Below are 21,750 nucleotides of genomic sequence, written 5' to 3' on the forward strand. Positions count from 1 at the left end.
AATCCAGCGGAGTTTATAAATAGCAAAGAAGGAGTAAAAATATGGGCTACACACATCTACATCTTCATACAGAATACTCTATGCTTGATGGTGCTAATAAGCTAGAGGTGCTTGCCAAACGCTTAAAAAGCCTTGGTATGACAAGTGTCGCTATGACTGATCACGGCAATATGTTTGGCGCGATTGACTTTTATACCAAGATGAAAAAGCAGGGCATACTGCCAATCATAGGGCTTGAAGCCTATTTGCACAATGCCGATGAGCTAGGGGATAAAAGCTCCAAATCCCGCTACCACTTATGTCTGTATGCCAAAAATGAGCAAGGCTATAAGAATCTAATGTATCTTAGCTCCCAAGCTTTTATCCACGGATTCTACTATCACCCACGCATTACAAAAAAGCTCCTAAGAGAGCATAGTCAAGGGCTGATCTGCTCATCTGCCTGCCTTGCAGGGGAGGTGAATTTCCACTTAAACTTAAGCGAGAGAAACTTGAAATACGGCGCAGGGGGCTATGAAGCGGCTAAAAGAGTCGCTCTAGAGTATAAAGAGATTTTTGGCGATGATTTTTACCTAGAGCTTATGCGCCACGGGATCCCCGAGCAAGTAGCCATAGATTCTCATATATTGCGCTTAAGCAAAGAATGCGGGATCAAGATCATCGCTACTAATGATGCCCACTATCCTACGCGCGATGATGCGGAGTTCCAAGAGGTGGCGATGTGTATCGGTATGGGGCGCACTCTACAGGATAAAGGTCGCTTGCGCCATAGTGTGAAAGAATTTTATGTCAAAAGCGAGCAAGAAATGGCAAGGCTTTTTGCCGATGTGCCACAAGCCTTAGAAAACACCCAAGAGATCGCGCGAAAATGCGCGGATTTTAGCATTGATCTAAAAGATGAGAAAAGCAACCCCCCAACTCCACCGACTTTCAAATTTACCCAAGAATACGCCAAAGCTGAAGGGCTAGACTTTGAAAACGATGAAGAATACTTCATCTACAAATCCAAGCAAGGGCTAGAAAAACGCTTGCAAAATATCCCAGAAGAGAAGCACCAAGAGTATCGCGAGAGGCTTGAGTATGAAATGGAGATTATCGCAAAGATGAAATTCCCCGGCTATATGCTCATTGTGTGGGATTTCATCAATCAAGCTAAGAAAATGGGCATACCCGTAGGTCCGGGGCGTGGGAGTGCGGCAGGGAGTCTTGTGGCGTTTTGCTTGGGGATTACAGATATTGATCCTTTGCGCTATGACTTGCTCTTTGAGCGATTCTTAAACCCAGAGCGCGTGAGTATGCCTGATATTGATACAGACTTTTGTCAGCGCAGGCGCGGTGAGATTCTAAACTATATGATTGAGCGATATGGCAAATACAATGTAGCCCAAGTCATCACCTTTGGTAAAATGCTCGCAAAAGGCGTGATACGCGATGTCGCGCGCGTGCTAGATATGCCTATAAAAGATGCCGATAGCTTTGCCAAGCTTATCCCAGAAAAGCTAGGGATCACCTTGAAAGGCTATGAGAAAAATGGCGAGTTTATCGAAGGCGCGTGGGAGCTAGAGCCAAAGATCCAAGAGCTTGTAGCAAGCGATCCGCTAGCGGCGAAGGTATGGGAGTTTGCCCTAAAGCTAGAGGGCTTTAATCGCAATGCCGGTAAGCACGCAGCAGCTCTTGTGCTAGATAGTGAGAGAGAGCTATGGCATAAAACACCCCTATATGCTGGCACCGATGGGATTATACTCACGCAGTATTCTATGAAATACCTTGAAGCAGTGGATTTGATCAAGTTTGACTTCTTGGGGCTAAAGACGCTGACAGTGATTGATGATGCGCTAAAAATCATCGCCGATCGCTATGGCAAGCAGATAGACTTCTTGCAAGTTGATGTCAATGATCCAAAAGTTTATGAAATCCTCCAAAGTGGCGACACAATGGGGGTCTTCCAAGTGGAATCTGGTATGTTCCAGCGGCTTAATCGCAGACTAAAGCCCACAAACTTTGAAGATATTATTGCTATCATCGCACTTGGTCGCCCCGGACCTATGGATTCTGGTATGGTAGATGACTTTATCAATCGCAAGCACGGCTTAGAGCCTATCACATATATGTTCCCAGAGCTTGAGCCAATCCTCAAACACACCTATGGAACAATCGTTTATCAAGAGCAGATTATGCAAATTGTGCAGGTGATTGCTGGATTCTCACTAGGGGAGGCTGACCTTATCCGCCGTGCTATGGGGAAAAAAGATGAGCAGATTATGGCAGATAATAAGCAGAAATTTACCCTTGGTGCGGAAAATAATGGATTTGACAAACAAAAGGCAGCTGAATTATGGGAGCTAATCGTGCAGTTCGCAGGCTATGGGTTTAACAAATCGCATTCTGCTGCCTATGCGATGATCACCTTTGAGACAGCGTATCTTAAGACTTACTATGAGCACGAGTTTATGGCGGCATTGCTCACAAGCGAGTCAAACAAAATCGATAAAGTCGCAGAGTATGTCGAGGAGGCAAAGCGGCGCGGTATGGAGACGCTACCACCTCATGTCAATCTCTCTGATCAGTTTTTCAGTGTTGTTGAAGAGCAAAATGGGGAGAAAAAGATCGTCTTTGGGCTAGGGGCTATCCGCGGAGCTGGTGAAGATGCGATGAGTAGTATTATTGAGTGTAGGAAGAGTGGAGGGGAGTTTAAGGATTTGGAGGACTTTATCTCTAGGGTGGATTTTTCTAAGATCACCAAGCGCGTTATGGAGCCACTCATCAAATCTGGGAGTCTTGATAATCTAGGCTACACACGCGCAACAATGCTTAAATATATCGATGAGATTTGCGAGATCGGGCGCAATAAACAAAAGCTTGAAGGAGAGATACATAACTCACTCTTTGCCGACTCACAAGATGAGCTTACAGGCATTAGATTTAGCTTTAGCGATATAGAGGAGTTTGATCAAAAAACCACACTTGATTATGAGTATGAATGCCTAGGGCTATATATCTCTGGGCATCCGCTAGAGACATATCGCAAGCAAATTACAGCACTTAAGGGTGTCTCTCGTATCGGTGCGCTAGATCAGCTAGAAGATGGCTCTAGCGTAATGCTTGCAGTAAAGGTTGTCGATCTAGAAAAGCGCGTTTCCAAAAAGGGCAATATCTATGGCGTGCTAAGTGTGATTGATCTCTCTGGCAATGCCAACATTACGATATTTGAGAGCACTATTGCTAAGCTTGAGGGTATGGATCTAAATGAGCCTATCGTGCTTAGTGGAAAAGTGGATTCTAGGGATAGTAAGAAAGAGTTTCGCGCCTTTGATGTGCTATCGCTTGAAGATGCCAAGCAAGCTAAAATCCGCCTAAAATACCAAAAAGATGATGACAGCCAAGAAGATGCAAGCCAGATAATCCCTATCCACATTGATCCAAAGAGTCTAGGCTCTGGCTGTGCGCTGGGGATCGTGCTAGATAGGCAGACTGATGTAGCGCATTTAGAGCGTATCTCGCAGTGTGCGAAGAAGCATAGTGGCAGCCAAGAGCTGCATATCATCATCAAAGAAGCAGGCAGGAATTATGTCTTTGTAAGCGATCTTAAGGTGAGTGGCTCTATCACGCAAGAGCTTAGCGAGTTTGCGTGGGAGGTGCGTCAAAATATCGTAGAGCCGCAAGGCTAAATTATCTAAAAGGAGCGATTATGGCTTGTGTTTTACAAATCGGGGCTGGTGGAGTTGGAGGCGTAGTAGCGCATAAAATGGCGATGAATAGAGAGAGCTTTTCATGCATTATCTTAGCTTCTCGCACCCTTAGCAAATGTCAAGCGATAGCAGATTCTATCCGCCAAAAGGGCTTAGGTGAGATTGAGATAGACTCTGTAGATGCCGATAGTGTGGAGTCTGTGGTGGCTTTGATTGAAAAATATCGCCCAAAACTCGTGGTAAATGTCGCATTGCCTTATCAAGATTTAGCAATTATGGAAGCGTGTTTGCGCACAAAAACGCATTATTTAGACACGGCAAATTACGAGCACCCAGACTCCGCGCATTTTGAGTATAAAGAGCAGTGGGCGTATGATACACGCTACAAACAAGCAGGGATTTTTGCGTTGCTTGGCAGTGGGTTTGATCCGGGTGTTACAAATGTATTTTGTGCTTACGCACAGAAGCATTATTTTGATGAGATTTATAGCATTGATATTTTGGATTGTAATGCGGGGGATCACGGCTATGCGTTTGCGACTAATTTTAACCCTGAAATCAATCTAAGAGAGGTTAGCTCTAAGGCACGCTATTGGGTAAAGGGGCATTCAGTATTGAGCGATAAATCAGGGAGTGCTTCGCCTTGCTCGTCTCAACGCACGCTTAGTGCGTCTCATTCGCAAGACTCGCACAACCCTAATTTATCATCTCAATCCTTAGAATGCCAAGATTCTAGCAATATGGAATCTCAAAAAGTGGATTCTAGTATGGATTCTACAAGCTTAGTTTCTAGCACAGATTTAGCCTTGAATCCAGATTTAAGACAAGACACCATTTATCGCAAGTTTGAGAGAGAAGGGAAGCATTTTACGCTAGATTCTAATACGCAGGATTTGAAAGTAGAATCTTACTTTAACGGAGAGTGGCGAGATATTGCACCCCTAGCTCTTATGAAAGAGTGGGACTACCCAGAAGTTGGCGTGAAAAATAGCTATTTACTCTACCACGAAGAGTTGGAATCGCTTATCCGCAATATCAAAGGTTTGCGAAAAATCCGCTTTTTTATGACCTTTGGCGAGAGCTATCTCACACATATGAAAGTCTTAGAGAACATCGGCTTTTTACGCATTGATGAGGTAGCACACAAGGGCGGCAAAATCGTGCCTATCGAAGTGCTAAAGACGCTTTTGCCAGATCCTGCAAGTCTAGCTTCTCGCACAAAGGGGCAAACGCACATTGGCTGCTATATGAAGGGCGTGAAAGATGGGAAAGAACGCACGATTTATATCTATAATATTTGCGATCACGAGACTTGCTACAAAGAAGTCAATGCGCAAGGTGTGAGCTATACCACAGGTGTGCCGGCAATGATTGGAGCAAAGCTTATATGTGAGGATAAATGGGGGCTAAACCAGCCAAAAACGCCCAACAACGCAGATAACAGCGATATGCCAAAAGGTGGGGAAACACAAGGCATAGATTCTAGCAATGGTAGTGGCGTGTGGAATATGGAGCAAAACGACCCCGACCCCTTTATGCAAGAATTAAACGCTCAAGGTCTCCCTTATGTTGTGTGTGAAATAGAATCTAGTGGCAATCTCAAAGTGCTAGAAGATGGGAGAAAGTAAAGATATATGGGATAGTTTAAGCAAGATATGGGGAAGTTTTACTAAGCTTTATGACTAGCAAAAGCACATAAAAACGCAAAGGCAAACAATGGACTACAAAAAGGCATTTTATAGCAGATTAGAGGAATGTTATCTGGGTGCAAAGATAAAAGTGTATGAAAAGGCTAATACAGCACAAAATACGCAAAGCAATACAAGCAACGCACAAGATAAGGCAAATAAAAAGCCGACCACAGCACAAAACGCGCAAAGTGGTTTTAGCAATCTTTTAAGCATAAAAGAGCAGTATTTCTCTCACATAAAAGCCTACCTAGATTCTGCTATCCCAAATGATGATTTTAACTCACACGATATTTACAACAAGCTTTACACTTTCTTTGATAGCTATCTTAATGATACAGGCACGCCATTTTTCCACGATACACCGCTGTATAAAAACATTTATGCAAAAGTCTATACCAACTCCAAAGATACAAGCCTTTTTTATAAAACAAAAGATTTATACTATGTCAAAAGTGATACGCTTTATACAAGCCTTACTTTAAGCGATGAAAATGAGCTAACCCAAATCTACTTTGATACAAGTGAGTATAGGCAAAATGCCGATAATACCAAGCGAAAGCTTATTTTCAAACTTGATAAAATCGAGCAAACAAGCACAGATACACAAGATTCTATACCCACCATTTATATCAAGGTTTTAAGTCAAAAGGATTTATTCCCCGATCTTAATGCTGTGTTTAAAGAAAATAGCAACGAGTTGAGCGAAGATTTTATAAAATCCCTAAAAGCACATAAATTCCCCCTAGATGAAGCACACATAAAAAAGCTTTTTGCAAGCTATAAAAAGCAAAATGAAGTAGATTTTTTTATCCACAAAAATGCAAGGGTATTTTTACAAGAGCAGTTTGACTTATGGTTTTATCATTATCTTTATAAAGACAGCGAGTTTCAAGAATGGAGTGTAAAATCCATTTCGCATTTACAAAAGATTCGCAATATCGCCTTAGAGATAATAGGGCTTATAGGCGATTTTGAAGATGAGCTAAAGGCTGTATGGTTAAAGCCTAAGTTTGCGAAAGTAGTAAATTATGTCTTTAGCCTTGATTTAATTTTAAGGCATTCAGCATTGAGCGATAAAGCACAAAATACCGCACTTTTAGATTCTATATGTAAAGACAAAGGCTTTGAAAAGCAAATCAAAGAATGGCAGGATTTAAAGCTTATTGATGAGAGTTTTCAAGCACAAAACATAAGCGAAAAAATATTGAATGATGAAAAATACAAATTCCTGCCCCTTGACACAAGGCATTTTAGCAAAGAGATAAAATACAAGATTCTAAGTGTGTTTGATGATATAGAATCTATCCTTAATGGCGAGCTAATAAGGGCGGATAATTTTCAAGCCCTAAATTCCCTAATGCCAAAATATCAAAACAAAGTGGATTTAATCTATATTGATCCGCCATATAATACAGGCAATGACGGCTTTATCTACACAGATAAATTTAATCACTCATCGTGGCTTTCAATGATAACTAATCGCTTAGAATTAGCAAAAGAATTTTTAAAGGATAATGGAAGCATTTTTATAAGCATAGATGATAACGAACAAGCAAGGCTTAAAATTTTATGTGATGAGATATTTGGGGAGGAGAATTTTGTAGCGAATATAATATGGGAAAAGGTTTTTTCTGCTGTTAATTTAAGAAAGGGTTTTTCTCCTAACCACGATTTTATTAGCGTCTATTCAAAAAATATTGATAAGGTGCTATTAAATCCGTTGCCACGAACAGAGGAAGCAAATGCAAGATATAAAAACCCAGATAACGACCCAAGAGGTGTTTGGACAAGTGGAGATTTGAGCGTGGGACCTGCGGTAGAAGCGAATATTTACGAGATTACTTTGCCCAGCGGTAGAAAAATTTTACCGCCAAAAGGTTATTCTTGGAGACTTTCAAAAGAAAAATTTGAGGAATATTTAAAGGATAATAGAATTTATTTTAATGGTGGAGATTCTGTGCCTAGAATTAAAAGATTTTTAAGTGAAGTAAAAGATGGTATTACACCGCTTACGATTTGGAAGCATAAGGAAGTGGGGCATAATCAAGACGCTGCAAAAGAAATTTTAGCCTTATTTGATGATAAGCTTTTTGACACCCCAAAACCTGAAAAACTTTTAAAAAGAATTTTTGAAATAGCTACAAAGGCAGATTTTAAGGCGGAAGTATTTGAGATGAGAAATTGCGGTTTTCAAGACAAAGGCGAAGGGAGTTTAGTCAGCCTAAATGACCGAGACTTTGGCGCAGAATCCGCGATTTATCGCTCAAAGACAGCGCCTATTGTGCTTGACTTCTTTGCAGGAAGTGGGACGAGTGTGGCTACCGCACAAAAGCTAGGGCGTAAATGGCTTGGCATTGAAATGGGAGAGCATTTTTACAAAGTCATTATCCCACGCCTTAAAAAAGTTATCGCAGGATTCCAAAGCGGGATTAGCAAAGAATGCGATTATAAAGGCAGTGGGGCATTTAGATACTATGAGTTGGAATCCTATGAAGAAGCATTAAAAGAGTGTGAATATGTGCTTATGGATTCTGAATATACTAAGCCTTTTTCTTGTCATACCAAAGCCCCCTCCACTTGTCATACTGAAGCGTTAGCTGAAGTATCTAAAAACATAGAATCTAAAAGAGATATTTCGCTACCGCTCAATATGACAAGTTTGCATAGCGATACGACAAACTCACAAAGAGATATTTCGGCTTCGCCTCAATATGACAAAGAAGCACAATACACGGCAACTTATAAAGATAGTCAAAGCATTTATTCCGCTAAAGATTATCAAAAAGCACAAAAAATCATTGATTACAGAAAATCCCGCAAACTCATTAAAAAGCTGAATAAGGGCGAAACAATCACGCTAGATATGAGTGGATATAGAAAGGAATTTGACTTATTCCACACTTTAGCAAACTTGCAAGGACTAAAAATCAAGCGATTATTTTTAGATTCTAAAGGTATAGAAACTTGTAAGTTTGACAATGGCGATATTGTATCACTAGACCAAATAGACTTGCATTCATACCCAAAGCTTAAAAATCTTTTGTGGTGGGAGAAATTGTGATGAAAATAAATATACCAGAGGTTGTAGAGCAATTAAAAAATGTCAAGCTTGAGAATGTAATATTTGAATTAATAGTAAATGCAATGCAAGCAAATGCCACATATATTGAGCTTAAAATTATAGCTTCTAGCTTAGACAATAAAAACACAACTCCCTATATAGATAAAATTGAAGTGATTGATAATGGTGATGGTTTTAATGAAGAAAATTTGAAGTCTTTTGGGGAGTATCGTAGTAATTATAAAAAATCATTAGGCTGTAAGGGTATAGGAAGATTTATATATCTTAAACTTTTTAAAAGCGTAAAGGTTATAAGTAAAAATAAAGAATTTGATTTTGCCTATAGTGGTATGACAGAGCCTAAGGAGAAAGATTTTTTTGATAAAACTAGAGTGATTTTATCAAATCCAAAAGATAATTTTTCTGTTGATTTTTCTAAGATTAAAAAACAAATTAAAGAACATTTTTTGGCTTATTTTAAAATAGAAAACAAGCATATTAAAATAGATATTTATAGAAATGATGAATGTATGGATAGTATTAAGAGTGCTGAAATACCAGATTTTGAAAAGAAAGAATTTAAAATTAAAAATTATTCTTTTAGTATATCATATATTTTTGGGGAAAGTGATTTTAGAAATGAAGGATTTTATGTCGCAAATAATAGGGTTGTTATAAAAAATTCAGATTTAAACCAAGAAAGTAAATATAATTTGCCAAAAGAAAAAGATTTAAGAATATTTTATATTTTAGAATCCGATTATTTTGATAAAAATGTTAATGATGAAAGAAATGAATTACAAATTTATCCCAAACGAAAAAATTCGCTTGAATTTGAGGATTTGAGTTGGAACGATATACACGATGAATTAGAAAATCAGCTCAAAGCAATTTATGTGGAACATAATTTTGATGTAGAAAATACAATTAAAGAAAATAGAAAAAAATCAATTAAAGAATTGCCTTATCTCGGAGTATATTTTGAAAATAGGAATGAATTAAATGTAGATGATATGTTAGAAAATGCAAAAAAAGAATTTAATGATGATAAGGATTTTTTAAGAGATGATAATAATAAGGTAAAAATAGATTATGAAGCTAAATTGGCTAAAGTAACACAAACGGAATTGGCTGAATATGTGTTTGATAGAGATAAATTAATCCAAAAATTAAAAAACTCTGTTGATAAAGGGAGTGTAGAAGCTGAAATCCATAATTTGTTTATGCCTAAAAAAACATTTGATGATAAAAAAAACTATAGAACTAATAATGTTTGGTTATTTGATGATAGATTTATGTGCTATGATAAAATTTTTAGTGACATACAGATTAAAGATATTTTTCCAGAGCTGTCCACAAAGTTAGATAGACCGGATATTTTGAGTATTATTTCTAATACTTATGAAAAAGAAAAAATCACTGATATTCTGCTTGTAGAATTTAAACGACCAGAAAAGGATATTACTCCTGCAGGAGCAGAGGAACAGCTATTAAAATATGGTAGATATATCAATCTAATTCAAAATAATATAAGAATTTGGGCTTACGCTTTTTTGAAATTTGATGATGAGGTATTAGAATCGCTGAAAGGTAGATCATACAACAAGATATATACTTCAAGCAATTATCCCATTTGCTATAGGTATTACGAAGCTAGAAATATGATTATTAATTTTATGGATTATGGTTCTTTAATTTACGATGCGGAAAATAGAAATCAGTTATTTTTAGATATTTTAAGAGGAAAATATTTATGATAACAAATATGCCAAATATCCTTCTCTACACCACACAAGATAAAAAAATAAAAGTAGAGCTATATGAGCTTGGGGAGAGTGTATTTTTAGCTCAAGATTCTATGGCAAAACTTTTTGACACCTCAAAACAAAATATAAGTTTGCATATAAGAAATATCTTGCAGGAAGGGGAATTGCAAGAGAATTCAGTTGTCAAGGAATACTTGACAACTGCTAGTGATGGCAAATCATACAAAGTGAAATTTTATTCCTTAGAGATGATTTTGGCCGTGGGCTTTCGTGTCCGCAGTAAAAGGGGAGTGCAGTTTAGAATCTGGGCAAATGAACATTTAACAACCTATTTACAAAAGGGCTTTTTAATAGATAGCGATAGACTTAAGAATCCAAATGGCAGGACGGATTATTTTGATGAGCTGTTAGAGCAGATTAGAGATATAAGGGCAAGTGAAAAAAGGTTTTATCAAAAAGTGCGAGAACTTTTTGCTTTGAGTGTAGATTATGATTCTAGCGATAGGGCAACGCAGATGTTTTTCGCACAGACACAAAACAAGCTTTTATACGCTATCACGCACAAAACTGCCGCAGAGCTGATTTGTGAGAGAGCAAACGCAAAAAAGCTGAATATGGGGCTTACAAGCTGGAAAGGTAGCGTTGTGCGTAAGGGCGATGTGATTGTGGCGAAAAATTATCTAAAAAAAGAGGAGCTAGATAGTTTAAATCGTCTAGTCAATGTGTTTTTAGAATCAGCAGAACTTAGAGTGAAAGATAAGCAAACTTTGATTATGGACTTTTGGAGGCAAAATGTGGATTCTTTGCTTACCTTTCAAGGAATGCAAATTTTAAAAGATAATGGCAGTATCTCTAACGCACAAATGGAGCAAATCGCTTATAAACAATATGAGCTATTTGCTACACAACGCAAAAAGGAAGCATTGCTCAAGGCAGAAAAGGAAGATGAAGAGATATTAGAATCTACCTATAAAACACTTAACACGAGAGTAGGAAAATGACTAAAAAGCAATCACTGATTTTAAAAGACATTACAGACAAAAAGATTCACTCTTTCGGCGATCTTTTTGAAAGCCTTGATTTAGTAAGCTTTAATGGAGGTATTAGTCTGCAAGAGTATCAAGTAGCAGCATTGCAAAAGGCATTATGTAGCTTAAAACTATATAGAGATGATACAAAAGAGCTATGCTATGAATACAAACAGGCTTTTAAATACAACGCTATAAAATTAGATTCTAAAAAAGGCTTAGATATAAAAGAGTTTTGCAATATGGCGAGCTTTTGGATGGCGACAGGCAGTGGCAAAAGTATTGTGATGATAAAGCTTATAAGCCTTATGCAAAGACTTATGAAAAGCGGCGAGATAGAATCTAAGCCCATAATGCTACTTGTGCCTAATGATAAGATTTTAGATCAGTTTAAAAACCATATACAAAGCTTTAATACATATCAACAAATACAAATCACTTGTAAAGAGATAAAAGAATATGATAATCAAAGTTTGCTAGGCTTTGAAAATGTCGTGTTTCTTGGTAGAAGTGATTTGCTAGATATAAAGGAAAATGTCGGTAAAGATTCTAAAGCAAAAAGGCTAAATTATGATGATTTAATGCGTGAAAAAGGCTGGTATATCTTGCTTGATGAAGCACATAAGGGCGATAGCAAAGATTCTATAAGAAAAAGCTATATTAGAGAATTAGCAAAAGGGCGAGAAAGGCAGGAATATCCGCACGGATTTATCTTTAACTTTTCTGCGACTTTTGATAATGATATAGAGCTATTTACTTGTGCTTTTAACTACAATTTAGAGAAGTTTAATAATGATGGCTATGGGAAAAATATCGTGGTGCTAGATAGCAATCTCAAAGCCTTTAAAGATTCTAAAGTGGATTCTAGTGATGAAAAACTAGAGCGGATACTAGAGAGTTTTATCCTTTTTGTGGGGATAAAGCAGGAATTAAAAAGCTTAAAAGCAAGGTTTGAAAACCTGCATTATCACAATCCTTTAATCATCGCTGTGGCAGATAAAGTCAATACTAAAGATGCGGGGATTAAGCTGTATTTTGAAGCGATTATGGGAATCTTAAAAGATTCTAAAGATATAAGTGAGATTGCAAAAAACCTAGCAAAGAAGTTAGAATCTAGCAAAATATATTTCGCTGAAAAAGAGATGAATAAAGACTTTTTAGAAAAACTTGCAAAAATAGATTCTAAAGACTTAAGAGAGCAAATCTTTTATGCTAAAGAGACTTCAAGCCTAGAGTGCTGTAAGATTAAGGGGAATAATAAAGAACTTGCCTTTAAAAGTAAAAATGCGACAAAGCCCTTTTTGCTTTTAAATATCGGTAGCATTAAAGAGTGGGAGAAAAGCTATCTTAATGGGCTAGGCATCGAAAGTGGAGAGGATATAGAAAAAGGGTATTTTGAAGGGCTAAATAATATAGAATCGCCCATACAAATTATGATGGGAAGCAAGGTATTTAGCGAGGGGTGGGATAGCAATCGTGTGAATTTCATTAACTTTATCAATATCGGTAGCAAAAAGGCAAAAAAATATGTCCTGCAAACCATAGGGCGAGGGGTGAGAATTGAGCCTTTTAAAGATGTCCGCAAACGACTAAAAGCAAGTGATAAGCTAGAGTATAACAAAAAAGATTCTTTAGGTGATGGGAGTTTAGGTATTGAGAGTGTATTTATTATGGCGACAGAAAATGAAGCAATTCAGGGGATTTTAGAGGGGCTTGAGGGCTTTAGATTCCAAAGCAAACTTACAGGCTTTAAGAGGAACAAAACGCTAGAACCCCTGCTTGTCCCAAGCTACAAAGACTCTCATAAAAGAAGTGAAACCTTTGTGATTTCACATTATGATTTTGAGAGATTAAGCAAATATATAGAATCTTATGATGAAGATATTTTGCTTGTATCAAGTGGGATTAACCGAGCGGATTTAGGCTTTAGCACTTTGCAAAAGATACAGCAAAAAATGCGTGATGAAGCAAGTGTAAGCTTAGAGATAAAGGGCAATATGCCAAAGCTTAAAGCACAAAATGCTTTGTATCGTATGGATAGATTTTTCCACGCACCTTTGCAGGAATTAGAAAAGTTTGTGCCTTGTGAGAATAGTATCACGCATTTTGATGGATTTATGCTAAGTGGCGATGGGCTAAGTGAGACGATTATAAAAGAGATGAATAAGGCAGTGAAAGAACTAGCACAGAGCAAACAAACTAAAAGCATAGATACGCTTAAAAAAGAGTTTGAAAAAGGCAAAATCACACTAGATGAATACACAGAGCAAATCCAAGCTAAACCAACACAAAGAGTAGAAAAATATAGCTATGTTATCACAGCAGAGCTAGCAAAGCACTATTACAGCCCTATGGTTTTAGAATCATATAAAGATTCTACAATCCATATTAACTATGCTATTAGCGAGAGAAGTGAGGTAGAATTTTTAGAGGATTTGCAAAAATATTTACAAGATTCTAAGAACGCATTTAAAGATTATGAGTGGTGCTTTAGCAAGATTGTAGAAAAGCTAGATTCTATCTTTATCCCCTATTTTGATACACAAAGCCAAGAGCAGAGAAAATTTTACCCCGATTTTATCTTTTGGTTAAAGCATAAAGAAAGCGGGAATTATAAAATCATCTTTGTAGATCCCAAGGGCTTAAGCTTTGAAGCAAATGCAAGGGATAAATTGCAGGGCTTTAAAGAATTATTTTGTAATAAAACGCTAGATTTTCAAGGTTTAGATATAGAAGTAGCTTTGTATTATTACAATAAAGATTCTAATGTGTCAAAGGATTTTGAAGGGCATATTGCTGCACAGATTTGCGAGCTATTTACACAAACTAAAATGGAGTAACAATGATTTTTGAAAGACAAGAGTATCAGCAAAACTGCATTGACAACATAAAAGAGATTCTGTCAAATTTTGACTTTACAAAGCAAGATAATTTAAAGGAATGTTTGCAAGACTTTTACAAACACACACCTATGCCGATACACAATATCAGTGATAAACTACGCTTAGATATTCTAATGGAAACAGGCACGGGCAAAACTTTCACCTATCTTAATCTCATCTTTGAGCTTAACAAGCATTTTAAGCAAAATAAATTCATCATTTTCGTGCCAAGAAAGGCGATTTTAGAATCTGTGAAGCAAAATATCAAACTTACAAAAGACTACTTTTATAGCGAGTATAAAAAGCATTTAAAGCCCTATATCTACACAGATAGCAAGTCGCAATCGCAAATCATCAATCACTATATCAAAAATGAAGATGAGCTAAGTGTGCTTATCCTAACTAATAGTGCCATTGATAAGAAAGATAATTTGCTTAACAAAAACAATGAAAATCTTTTCAATACAAAAAGCATTTTTGAAAACATAGCTGCCCTAAAGCCCATTTCTATCATTGATGAGCCACATTTGCTAAAGGGCGAAGCGTTTCATCGCTATTTTTCTAAGCTTAATTCTCTTTACTTTCGCTTTGGTGCGACCTTCCCCAAAGAGGGCAAAAAGCCAAATGACAAAGAATTTGCACTTAGCAATATGATCTACTGCCTTGATTCTATCTCTGCATTTAGAGCATATCTTGTCAAGCAAGTCAAAGTCCATACTATAGGCTCAAGCTCCACGCAAATTTTCCTAAAGTCCTACCACGCTAGAGACAAAAAAGCCATTTTCTCCTACACGCAAAGCGGCATAGAAAAAGAGCAAGAGCTAAGGCTTAATGAAAGCTTTAGCCAGCTCAATGGCGCGATCTTACTCAAAGTAGAAAAAGACAAAGCCTACTTTAGCGATCAATCAATCCTAGACAAAAAGGGCGAAAGCTATCATTTAGATGAAGATGAGCTTACCGCCCTTTTAGGCAAGGCTATTGATTTGCATTTTGAAAAAGAGCAAAGGCTTTTTGCCAAGGGCATTAAGGCTTTAAGCTTATTTTTTATCCCAAATATCGCGGATTTTAGAGGCGAAAAGCCCTTTATCAAAAGCACTTTTGAAGAGCTTTATAAGGCAAAAAGAGAGGAGCTTTTAAAACAGGATTTAGATAAAAATTATAGAGCATATCTAGCGCAAGACTTTGATGAAAGCGGAAATTTGCAAGTGCATCAAGGCTATTTTAGCGGCGATAAAGGCAGTAAAGATGACAAAGAAGCCGCAGGGGTTAAGATGATTTTAGAAGAGAAAGAAAAGCTTTTATCCCTTAACACGCCCTTGCGTTTTATCTTTAGCGTATGGGCTTTGCAAGAGGGCTGGGATAATCCAAATATTTTTACTCTTACCAAGCTTGCAAGCTCAAGTAGCGATATAAGCATACATCAGCAAGTAGGCAGGGGACTTCGCTTATGTGTCAATGACAAAGGCAAAAGGATCACCCATAGATTTATGGACTTTGATGATGATAGCTTTTATAGGCTTAATTACCTTGATATTATCGTAAGTGCAAAGGAGTCAAACTACATAGGCAATTTGCAAAAAGAAATAGAAGATTCTAGCTATATCCTTAGTGATAAAATCTTAAGTAAAGAAGAGTTAAGCGACCTTTTAAATGGTGAGCAAGATTTAATCGATGATTTTATGTATATTTTGCGAAAAGACCTAGAGCTAATCGCTTATGACAAAGAGAAAAAAGCCTACATCATACAAGCTCCCATTTATGAGAGTATCAAAGATGATGATAAAATCAAAGAGCTTTTAGGAGAGAGCTTTCCTAAAGTGCTAGAATTTTTCAAAGCCAAAGAAAGCCAAAGCACAAACAAGCACGATCAAGTAGAAAGCGGCGACAAAGAGCCAAAGCAAGTTACCATCCGCCCTAATTTAGCCAAAGACTTCAAAGAGCTATGGGAGAAAATCAACCAAAAAGCCAAGATCACCTACCAAGGCATTAAAGAGCAAGACATCATAGACCAAGCCGTCAAAAAATTTAATGAAACAAATATAGAAAAAGAAAGCTACACCTATGAGAGGAAACGCTACGACGCCCAGCAAAACATTATCATCACAGAAGACTCCATAACACTAGGCGATATAGATTATCAAGCAAGCTTTGCTAAAGATATGCAAAATCTACTCCTAGACTTTAGCAAAGAAGCCAAGCTTCCCCTACGATTTTTGCTACAAATTTATGCCAAATGCGACAAAGAGAAGTTTAAAAACTCTCCTAAAAAGGCTTTTACCGCACTAAGAAACATCATCAAAGACCAAATTCATCACAATTTACTTCAATGTATAAGCTATGATTTTTCTACCGCTAAAAATGAGAGCCAAAGTATCTTTTCTAGCGGGACTCTCCCACGCCACACGCTAGGGCGTTACTATGAAAGCGGCAAACCAGCGGATAATTATCTCTATGAAGAGATCATTTATGACTCTAAGATAGAACGCATCATCATCACAGAAGATAATGAAAAAGTGGATTCTAAGACTATAAAGGTCTTTGCCAAGCTACCTAAGCTCATCATCCCCACGCCTTATAAGCACTACGAGCCAGACTTCGCCTACTTTTTAGAAGATAGCAATGGCAAAAAGATCTTTTTTGTCTGTGAGAGTAAGGGCTATGATGATGAAAACGAGATCCCAAAAAATGAAATGCAAAAGATCAAATACGCTGAAAAATTTTTCACCCAACTAAGCAAAAAGCTAGAAAATGACAATATCCAAATCATTTTCAAAAAACGCATAAACAAGCAGACCCTACTAGAGTGCCTAAAACAAACACAAGGAGAAAGCAATGCCAACTAAAAAAACACAAGATGAAAAAATAATACTCACAAAAGACCACATCAAAAAAGCCCATATCATCGATACCACCAAAGAGCATAACCCCCTTTTAGACTATCTCACTAAGCACCACCCACAGACTCTAAGCGAAGAGCGACTAAACCTAAAAGCCCTAGAGCAGTCCCTAGGCTTTAGCCCTAGCTCTATGCAAGGCTATGAGCTAAGCTTCATCGGTAAGCCTCTAGCAAACGCCCTATACTCCACCCCCACCACAAAAGAGCTAAAAGAGCTAGACCCCAAACACTCACAAAATATCATCATCAAAGGCGACAATCTCCACGCCCTAAAGCTCCTAAAATCCGCCTATGATGGCAAGATAAAGATGATCTACATCGACCCTCCCTACAACACAAAAAACGAGAAATTTATCTATGATGATAACTTTGTCAAAGAATATCAAAAGCTTTTAATTGAGCTAGATTTACTAAAGCTTGATAGCAATGGCAAAGTGCTAGAAAAAAGCGAAGTGCTACACTTCCTAACCAACCCTAGCGGAGATAAATCCCATAGTGGCTGGCTAAGCTTTATGTATCCACGACTAAAACTTGCCAGAGATTTACTCAAAGATGATGGCGTGATATTTATAAGCATAGATGATAACGAACAAGCAAATTTAAAGATTCTATGTGATGAAATTTTTGGGGAGGAGAATTTTGTGGCGAATTTATGCGTGGAATTATCCACAACACAAGGTATGAAAGTGGCATCCGCACAAAAAGGGCAAATTGTTAAAAATGCGGAATATATCTTATGCTATGCAAAAGATAATCAAAATTTTAAATTCCAACGACCGCTTTATACCGCTAAAGAGTGGGACGACCATTATAGTGTGTATATTGACCCTGAAAGTATTAAAAATGGGAAACCAAAACGAGACACGCTAGTAAATTTTTTAAAAAATAAATACCCAAATATTACGCAGAAAAAAATAGCAGAACTTTATTCTAGTGATATGGATTTTAGGAAATATATTCACGATAATGCTGAAAATATTTTTCAAGATTCTAATTGTTTTATAAATTTTGATTTTACAGATGAAGAAAAAGAAAGGTTAAGCAATAAAGAAATAATTTTTTATAAGAAATATATGATTTTTCAAACTTCTAACGGAACAATAAAACAAGAAGTTTCTTTAGCAAAAGCTATTGGCGAGACCGATGATTTTGAAGCTAAATTTGGATTAAGAAAAATAAGGGGCGATTGGTGGGAGGGCTATTATAAAGATATGATGAATATTAATAAAGAAGGCGATGTGATTTTTAAAAATGGTAAAAAGCCTATGCGTCTTATAAAAGATATACTTAAAATCTCTACAAACACGGGGGGGGGGGGGGAGATATAGTGCTTGATTTTTTCGCAGGCAGCGGCACGACCGCCCAAGCCGTAATGGAGCTAAATGCCGAAGACGGAGGCAATCGCCAATTTATCCTAGTCCAGCTTGATGAGCCAATTGATGAAGCTAAAAGTAAAGTCGCCTATGATTTTTGTAAAAATACTCTTAAAAGCCAAAATCCTGTGATAAGCGATATTACAATAGAGAGAGTAAAAAGAGCAGCCGCTAAAATCGCCAAAGCTACCAAGCAAGATTTGCTAAGCGCAAAAGAGCTAGACCTAGACTTCCGCCTTTTTACTATGGTGCAAAAGCCAGAGCTTGTAAGCGAAGAAAATGATAATCTAGGGCTAATCACCCACGCAGACCTAAGCCCACAAGATAAAGCCCTAAACCTCGCTTTGCAAGATAGCAAAATGCTCCATAAAAAGCTAGAATCCATTATAAAAGATAAGCTCTATCAATGTGAAAATAGTCTTTATATCGTCCAAATGGATAAAGAAGTGCTTGACTATATCAAAAACAAAACACACGATGAAATAGTCTATCTAAACGCTTTTGATGATATTGACTTACAAGAGTATCTTAACCTTGAAAGCCACCTAAAAACACGCTTATATGTGGTGTTTTGAAGAGAGCTTGCAAGCTCTTTTGTGCTACAATCACGCCTTAATGCTAGGGGATAAGGGTGTATATGAGCAAAAATCTTGGCTGGTTTTTCATCATCATCGGCGGTATTTGTGAGATATTTTGGGTAAGCGGGCTGAAGTATGCTGATACTCTAGGGCTGCAGGCTTTGACAGGGCTAGGCATTGGGATTTCCTTTGTCTGTATGCTGCTAGCAATTAGGGTCATAGAAATTAGCGTGGCATATAGCGTGTTTGTAGGGATTGGTGCGGCAGGGATCGTGCTAGCAGAGATTGTAGTCTTTGGCGCGCCAGCTTCTTGGCTAAAAATCACGCTCATTGTGGTGTTGATGTGTGGTGTGATCGGGCTGAAATTTGCCACAAACCATAAAGGTGCTTGATGATACATTGGGCGATGTTGCTTGCCGCTGGGGTTATGGAGATTTTTGGCGTGATTGTGATGAAACGCTTTGTCGATGGGAAGAGACTCTATCTCCTAGCGATCATCGGCTGCTTTGGGCTTAGCTTTACTTGCTTATCCATAGCTATGCAAGAGATCTCTATGGGCGTGGCGTATGCGATATGGACAGGTATAGGCGCGGCTGGGGGCGTGATTGTCGGGGTGGTGTTTTATAAAGAAGATCGCTCGCTTTTGAAGCTTGTGTGCGTGTGTGTGATCATCGCCTCTAGTGTGGGGCTTAAGGCGATTGGCTAAGGCTAGAATCTATGGCAAACTCCGCTAAAGTCGCCTTAACTCTAGGGAGTGTATTTGTAGGTAGTGTATCTGCCCTTTTTTTGCCTCTTTTGCTCTATGCCACTCCCTTTAGCCCCAAGCAAACCCTAGCCCAAAAGCCGCAAGACACCCCTATCCGCGTGCTAACCAAAGATAATCGCACACTATGCTATGCCCCCACATTTTCGGGCGGCACAAGCTATATCGCTCTCTCAAGCTGCCAAGGCGCAATGCAAGCGCGCTATGATGTATTTAGTCGCCTAGCTTATTACATTAAGGACACTTGGCTGTGTATCACTGCGCCAGATTCTGTGGTAGAGAGGAAGCGCGATAAAGACTATGTGCATTTATCGCCCTGTGCTATCAATCTCCCAAGCCAGCAATGGCAGCTAAAGGACAATCGCTTCTACTCGCTTGATGGCATTTATAGCATACAAGATGATGGGGGCTATTTGTATGCAGCACATACCTTTGCAGGTGGGCTTTATACACATACGCTTGAACACTCTATGCAGAAATGGGCAAGCACCATAGCCGCTCCGGCAAATCTCACTATCCAAAGCGCGATTTCTTGGAGTGTGAGCTACGCACAAGGGCAGGAGCGGTATTTCCTAACTAACAATCAATCACAGAAAAACACCGCATTCCTCTACTACAATCTTTTGAGCGGACATATTGCAAGCTATGATGAGAGCAGTGGGCGGCTGTATTGTATGTATTCTAATACAGGCAAGCAGGCGTGGGATTGGGTGGTTTGGGGGCTATGCACAGATGGCACGCCTCCTAAGGATAATAGAGCCTTTTTCAAGCCTATCCCCATTGATGATAGGCATTTCGCCTTTTTGGATAGAGATAGCAATATCTTGCGACTTACGCGCTATGGGATCCACTGGGGTGTGCCCTATGTCGCTAGCAAGGAGTATGCTAGCAATGATGTGCAAAATAGCCCGACTTCTGCCTTTGAGCTAGATCACACGACACAGGAGTGGCTGCGCTTCATTAGCGCAAACATTGGAGAAAATCTCCGCACCTGCCCAGCCCCGGGGCATAAGCATAATCCCTTGCAAAACTCATCAAAACAGATCCTACAAGCTAGCCCCATATCCACACCCCCTAGATCGCTTCTACAATACTTGCTTGAACACTTGCTTGCGATATTGCCCACACAGAGTGCCAAAGGGCACAATAAGCAGAATCCACTTTTGCAGCAGCCTTTTATGCAAAGCTCCCCAGCCTTGCCTGCTTACTTTAGCTTAAATGAATCGTGGGTGGCGCGATTGTGGCATATCAATATTAGTGCGGATACTTCTAGGGCAAGTAGTGGGGTGTGTGGGATCTGCCTTTTGCAAGCTTATCAAGCAATCGCCGAGCTCTTAGAGACGCACGCTCATCCGCGCGGTAGTGGGGGGTATTTTTTTGATACAGGGGCGGGGGTCAATCCTTTTGCTAGCTTTTATGCGAGAAACTCGCTTTTGCACGATACTTTGCAAGATATTTTAGGCTACTATGACAGCCCTGCTAGGGATCATAGGGAGTTGTTTTATCGTGGGACAAGCAGGGCGTTGGCAAGTAGTATTTCTATGCTTCCACAATATGAGTGGAGTGTGCTAGGGCAGAGTGTGGAGGAGAGTGGGATTTATACTTTGCTGCAAAGGGTTCTAGAGCGACCTGTGGGGAGTGTGTTTCTCTTTACGCTTGTGAGATTGGATCCTTTATCTGGTAGGAATTTAGGGCACGCAGTGGCGGCATTAAGGCTACGCGATGGCGTGGTGATTATCCCTGCAAATGCCCCAAGCCTTAGCCTAGAATCTTTCCGCGCAAGAGTGCAGGCTGTGCAGAATCCAGCAGATATGATAGAGCGACTCACGCGCTTTGGCTCGCGGCATTTGGAGCTTCTTGGGCTAGGTGTGCTAGAAGTTGCAAGATCTCATCGCAATCCTTTTGAATCGATAATTTCACTGCATAATTGCAGTGGTGAGGGCGAGGATAGGCGTGGCAATGCTCTGCTGCCTTTGCCAGAGCTATTAAATGCGTGTATTAGCGGGCGATGTGTGTGGTAGCA

General features: G+C 38.7%; 10 protein-coding genes and 1 pseudogene. All 11 read left to right on the forward strand.

All coding sequences use genetic code 11. From position 1 onward, the window contains the following. Positions 1–41: 41 nt before the first annotated feature. The 11 genes and pseudogenes from dnaE (at position 42) to DX060_RS03540 (ending at position 21,748) form a co-directional block, all read left to right on the forward strand. Positions 42–3,668, forward strand: a complete 3,627-nt coding sequence (gene dnaE, locus DX060_RS03485) for a DNA polymerase III subunit alpha (protein ID WP_115011176.1) — start codon at positions 42–44, stop codon at positions 3,666–3,668. A gap of 20 nt (positions 3,669–3,688) precedes the next feature. Next, entirely contained in the window at positions 3,689–5,317 is a 1,629-nt protein-coding gene (locus tag DX060_RS03490) for a saccharopine dehydrogenase family protein (RefSeq protein ID WP_115011177.1), read from the forward strand. A gap of 88 nt (positions 5,318–5,405) precedes the next feature. Then, on the forward strand, positions 5,406–8,441 hold the full coding sequence (locus tag DX060_RS03495; RefSeq protein WP_115011178.1) for a site-specific DNA-methyltransferase: 3,036 nt from the start codon (positions 5,406–5,408) through the stop codon (positions 8,439–8,441). Further along, positions 8,441–10,198 carry an ATP-binding protein gene (locus DX060_RS03500; protein ID WP_115011179.1) on the forward strand — a complete coding sequence of 586 codons (1,758 nt, stop codon included), beginning with the start codon at positions 8,441–8,443 and terminating at the stop codon, positions 10,196–10,198. Before DX060_RS03495 ends, DX060_RS03500 begins: the two co-directional genes overlap by 1 nt. Positions 10,199–10,206: 8 nt before the next feature. Continuing rightward, positions 10,207–11,208, forward strand: a complete 1,002-nt coding sequence (locus tag DX060_RS03505) for a virulence RhuM family protein (protein WP_115012287.1) — start codon at positions 10,207–10,209, stop codon at positions 11,206–11,208. Continuing rightward, on the forward strand, positions 11,205–14,075 hold the full coding sequence (locus tag DX060_RS03510) for a DEAD/DEAH box helicase family protein (protein ID WP_115011180.1): 2,871 nt from the start codon (positions 11,205–11,207) through the stop codon (positions 14,073–14,075). Before DX060_RS03505 ends, DX060_RS03510 begins: the two co-directional genes overlap by 4 nt. Before the next feature lie 2 nt (positions 14,076–14,077). Beyond that, positions 14,078–16,960, forward strand: coding sequence for a restriction endonuclease (locus DX060_RS03515; RefSeq protein WP_115011181.1), 2,883 nt, complete (start codon positions 14,078–14,080; stop codon positions 16,958–16,960). A 22-nt stretch (positions 16,961–16,982) separates the two neighbouring features. Then, positions 16,983–18,961: pseudogene (locus DX060_RS03520) on the forward strand (site-specific DNA-methyltransferase). 62 nt (positions 18,962–19,023) lie between these two features. Beyond that, positions 19,024–19,356, forward strand: coding sequence for a DMT family transporter (locus tag DX060_RS03530; protein ID WP_115011184.1), 333 nt, complete (start codon positions 19,024–19,026; stop codon positions 19,354–19,356). Between the two features lie 2 nt (positions 19,357–19,358). Next, positions 19,359–19,670 (forward strand): DMT family transporter, encoded by a 312-nt coding sequence (locus DX060_RS03535; RefSeq protein WP_408938840.1) that lies wholly within the window; start codon positions 19,359–19,361, stop codon positions 19,668–19,670. A gap of 11 nt (positions 19,671–19,681) precedes the next feature. Next, on the forward strand, positions 19,682–21,748 hold the full coding sequence (locus DX060_RS03540; protein WP_115011186.1) for a DUF1561 family protein: 2,067 nt from the start codon (positions 19,682–19,684) through the stop codon (positions 21,746–21,748). Positions 21,749–21,750: the final 2 nt, after the last annotated feature.

The sequence above is a fragment of the Helicobacter canis genome, from assembly GCF_900451095.1.
GTDB lineage: Bacteria > Campylobacterota > Campylobacteria > Campylobacterales > Helicobacteraceae > Helicobacter_B > Helicobacter_B zhangjianzhongii.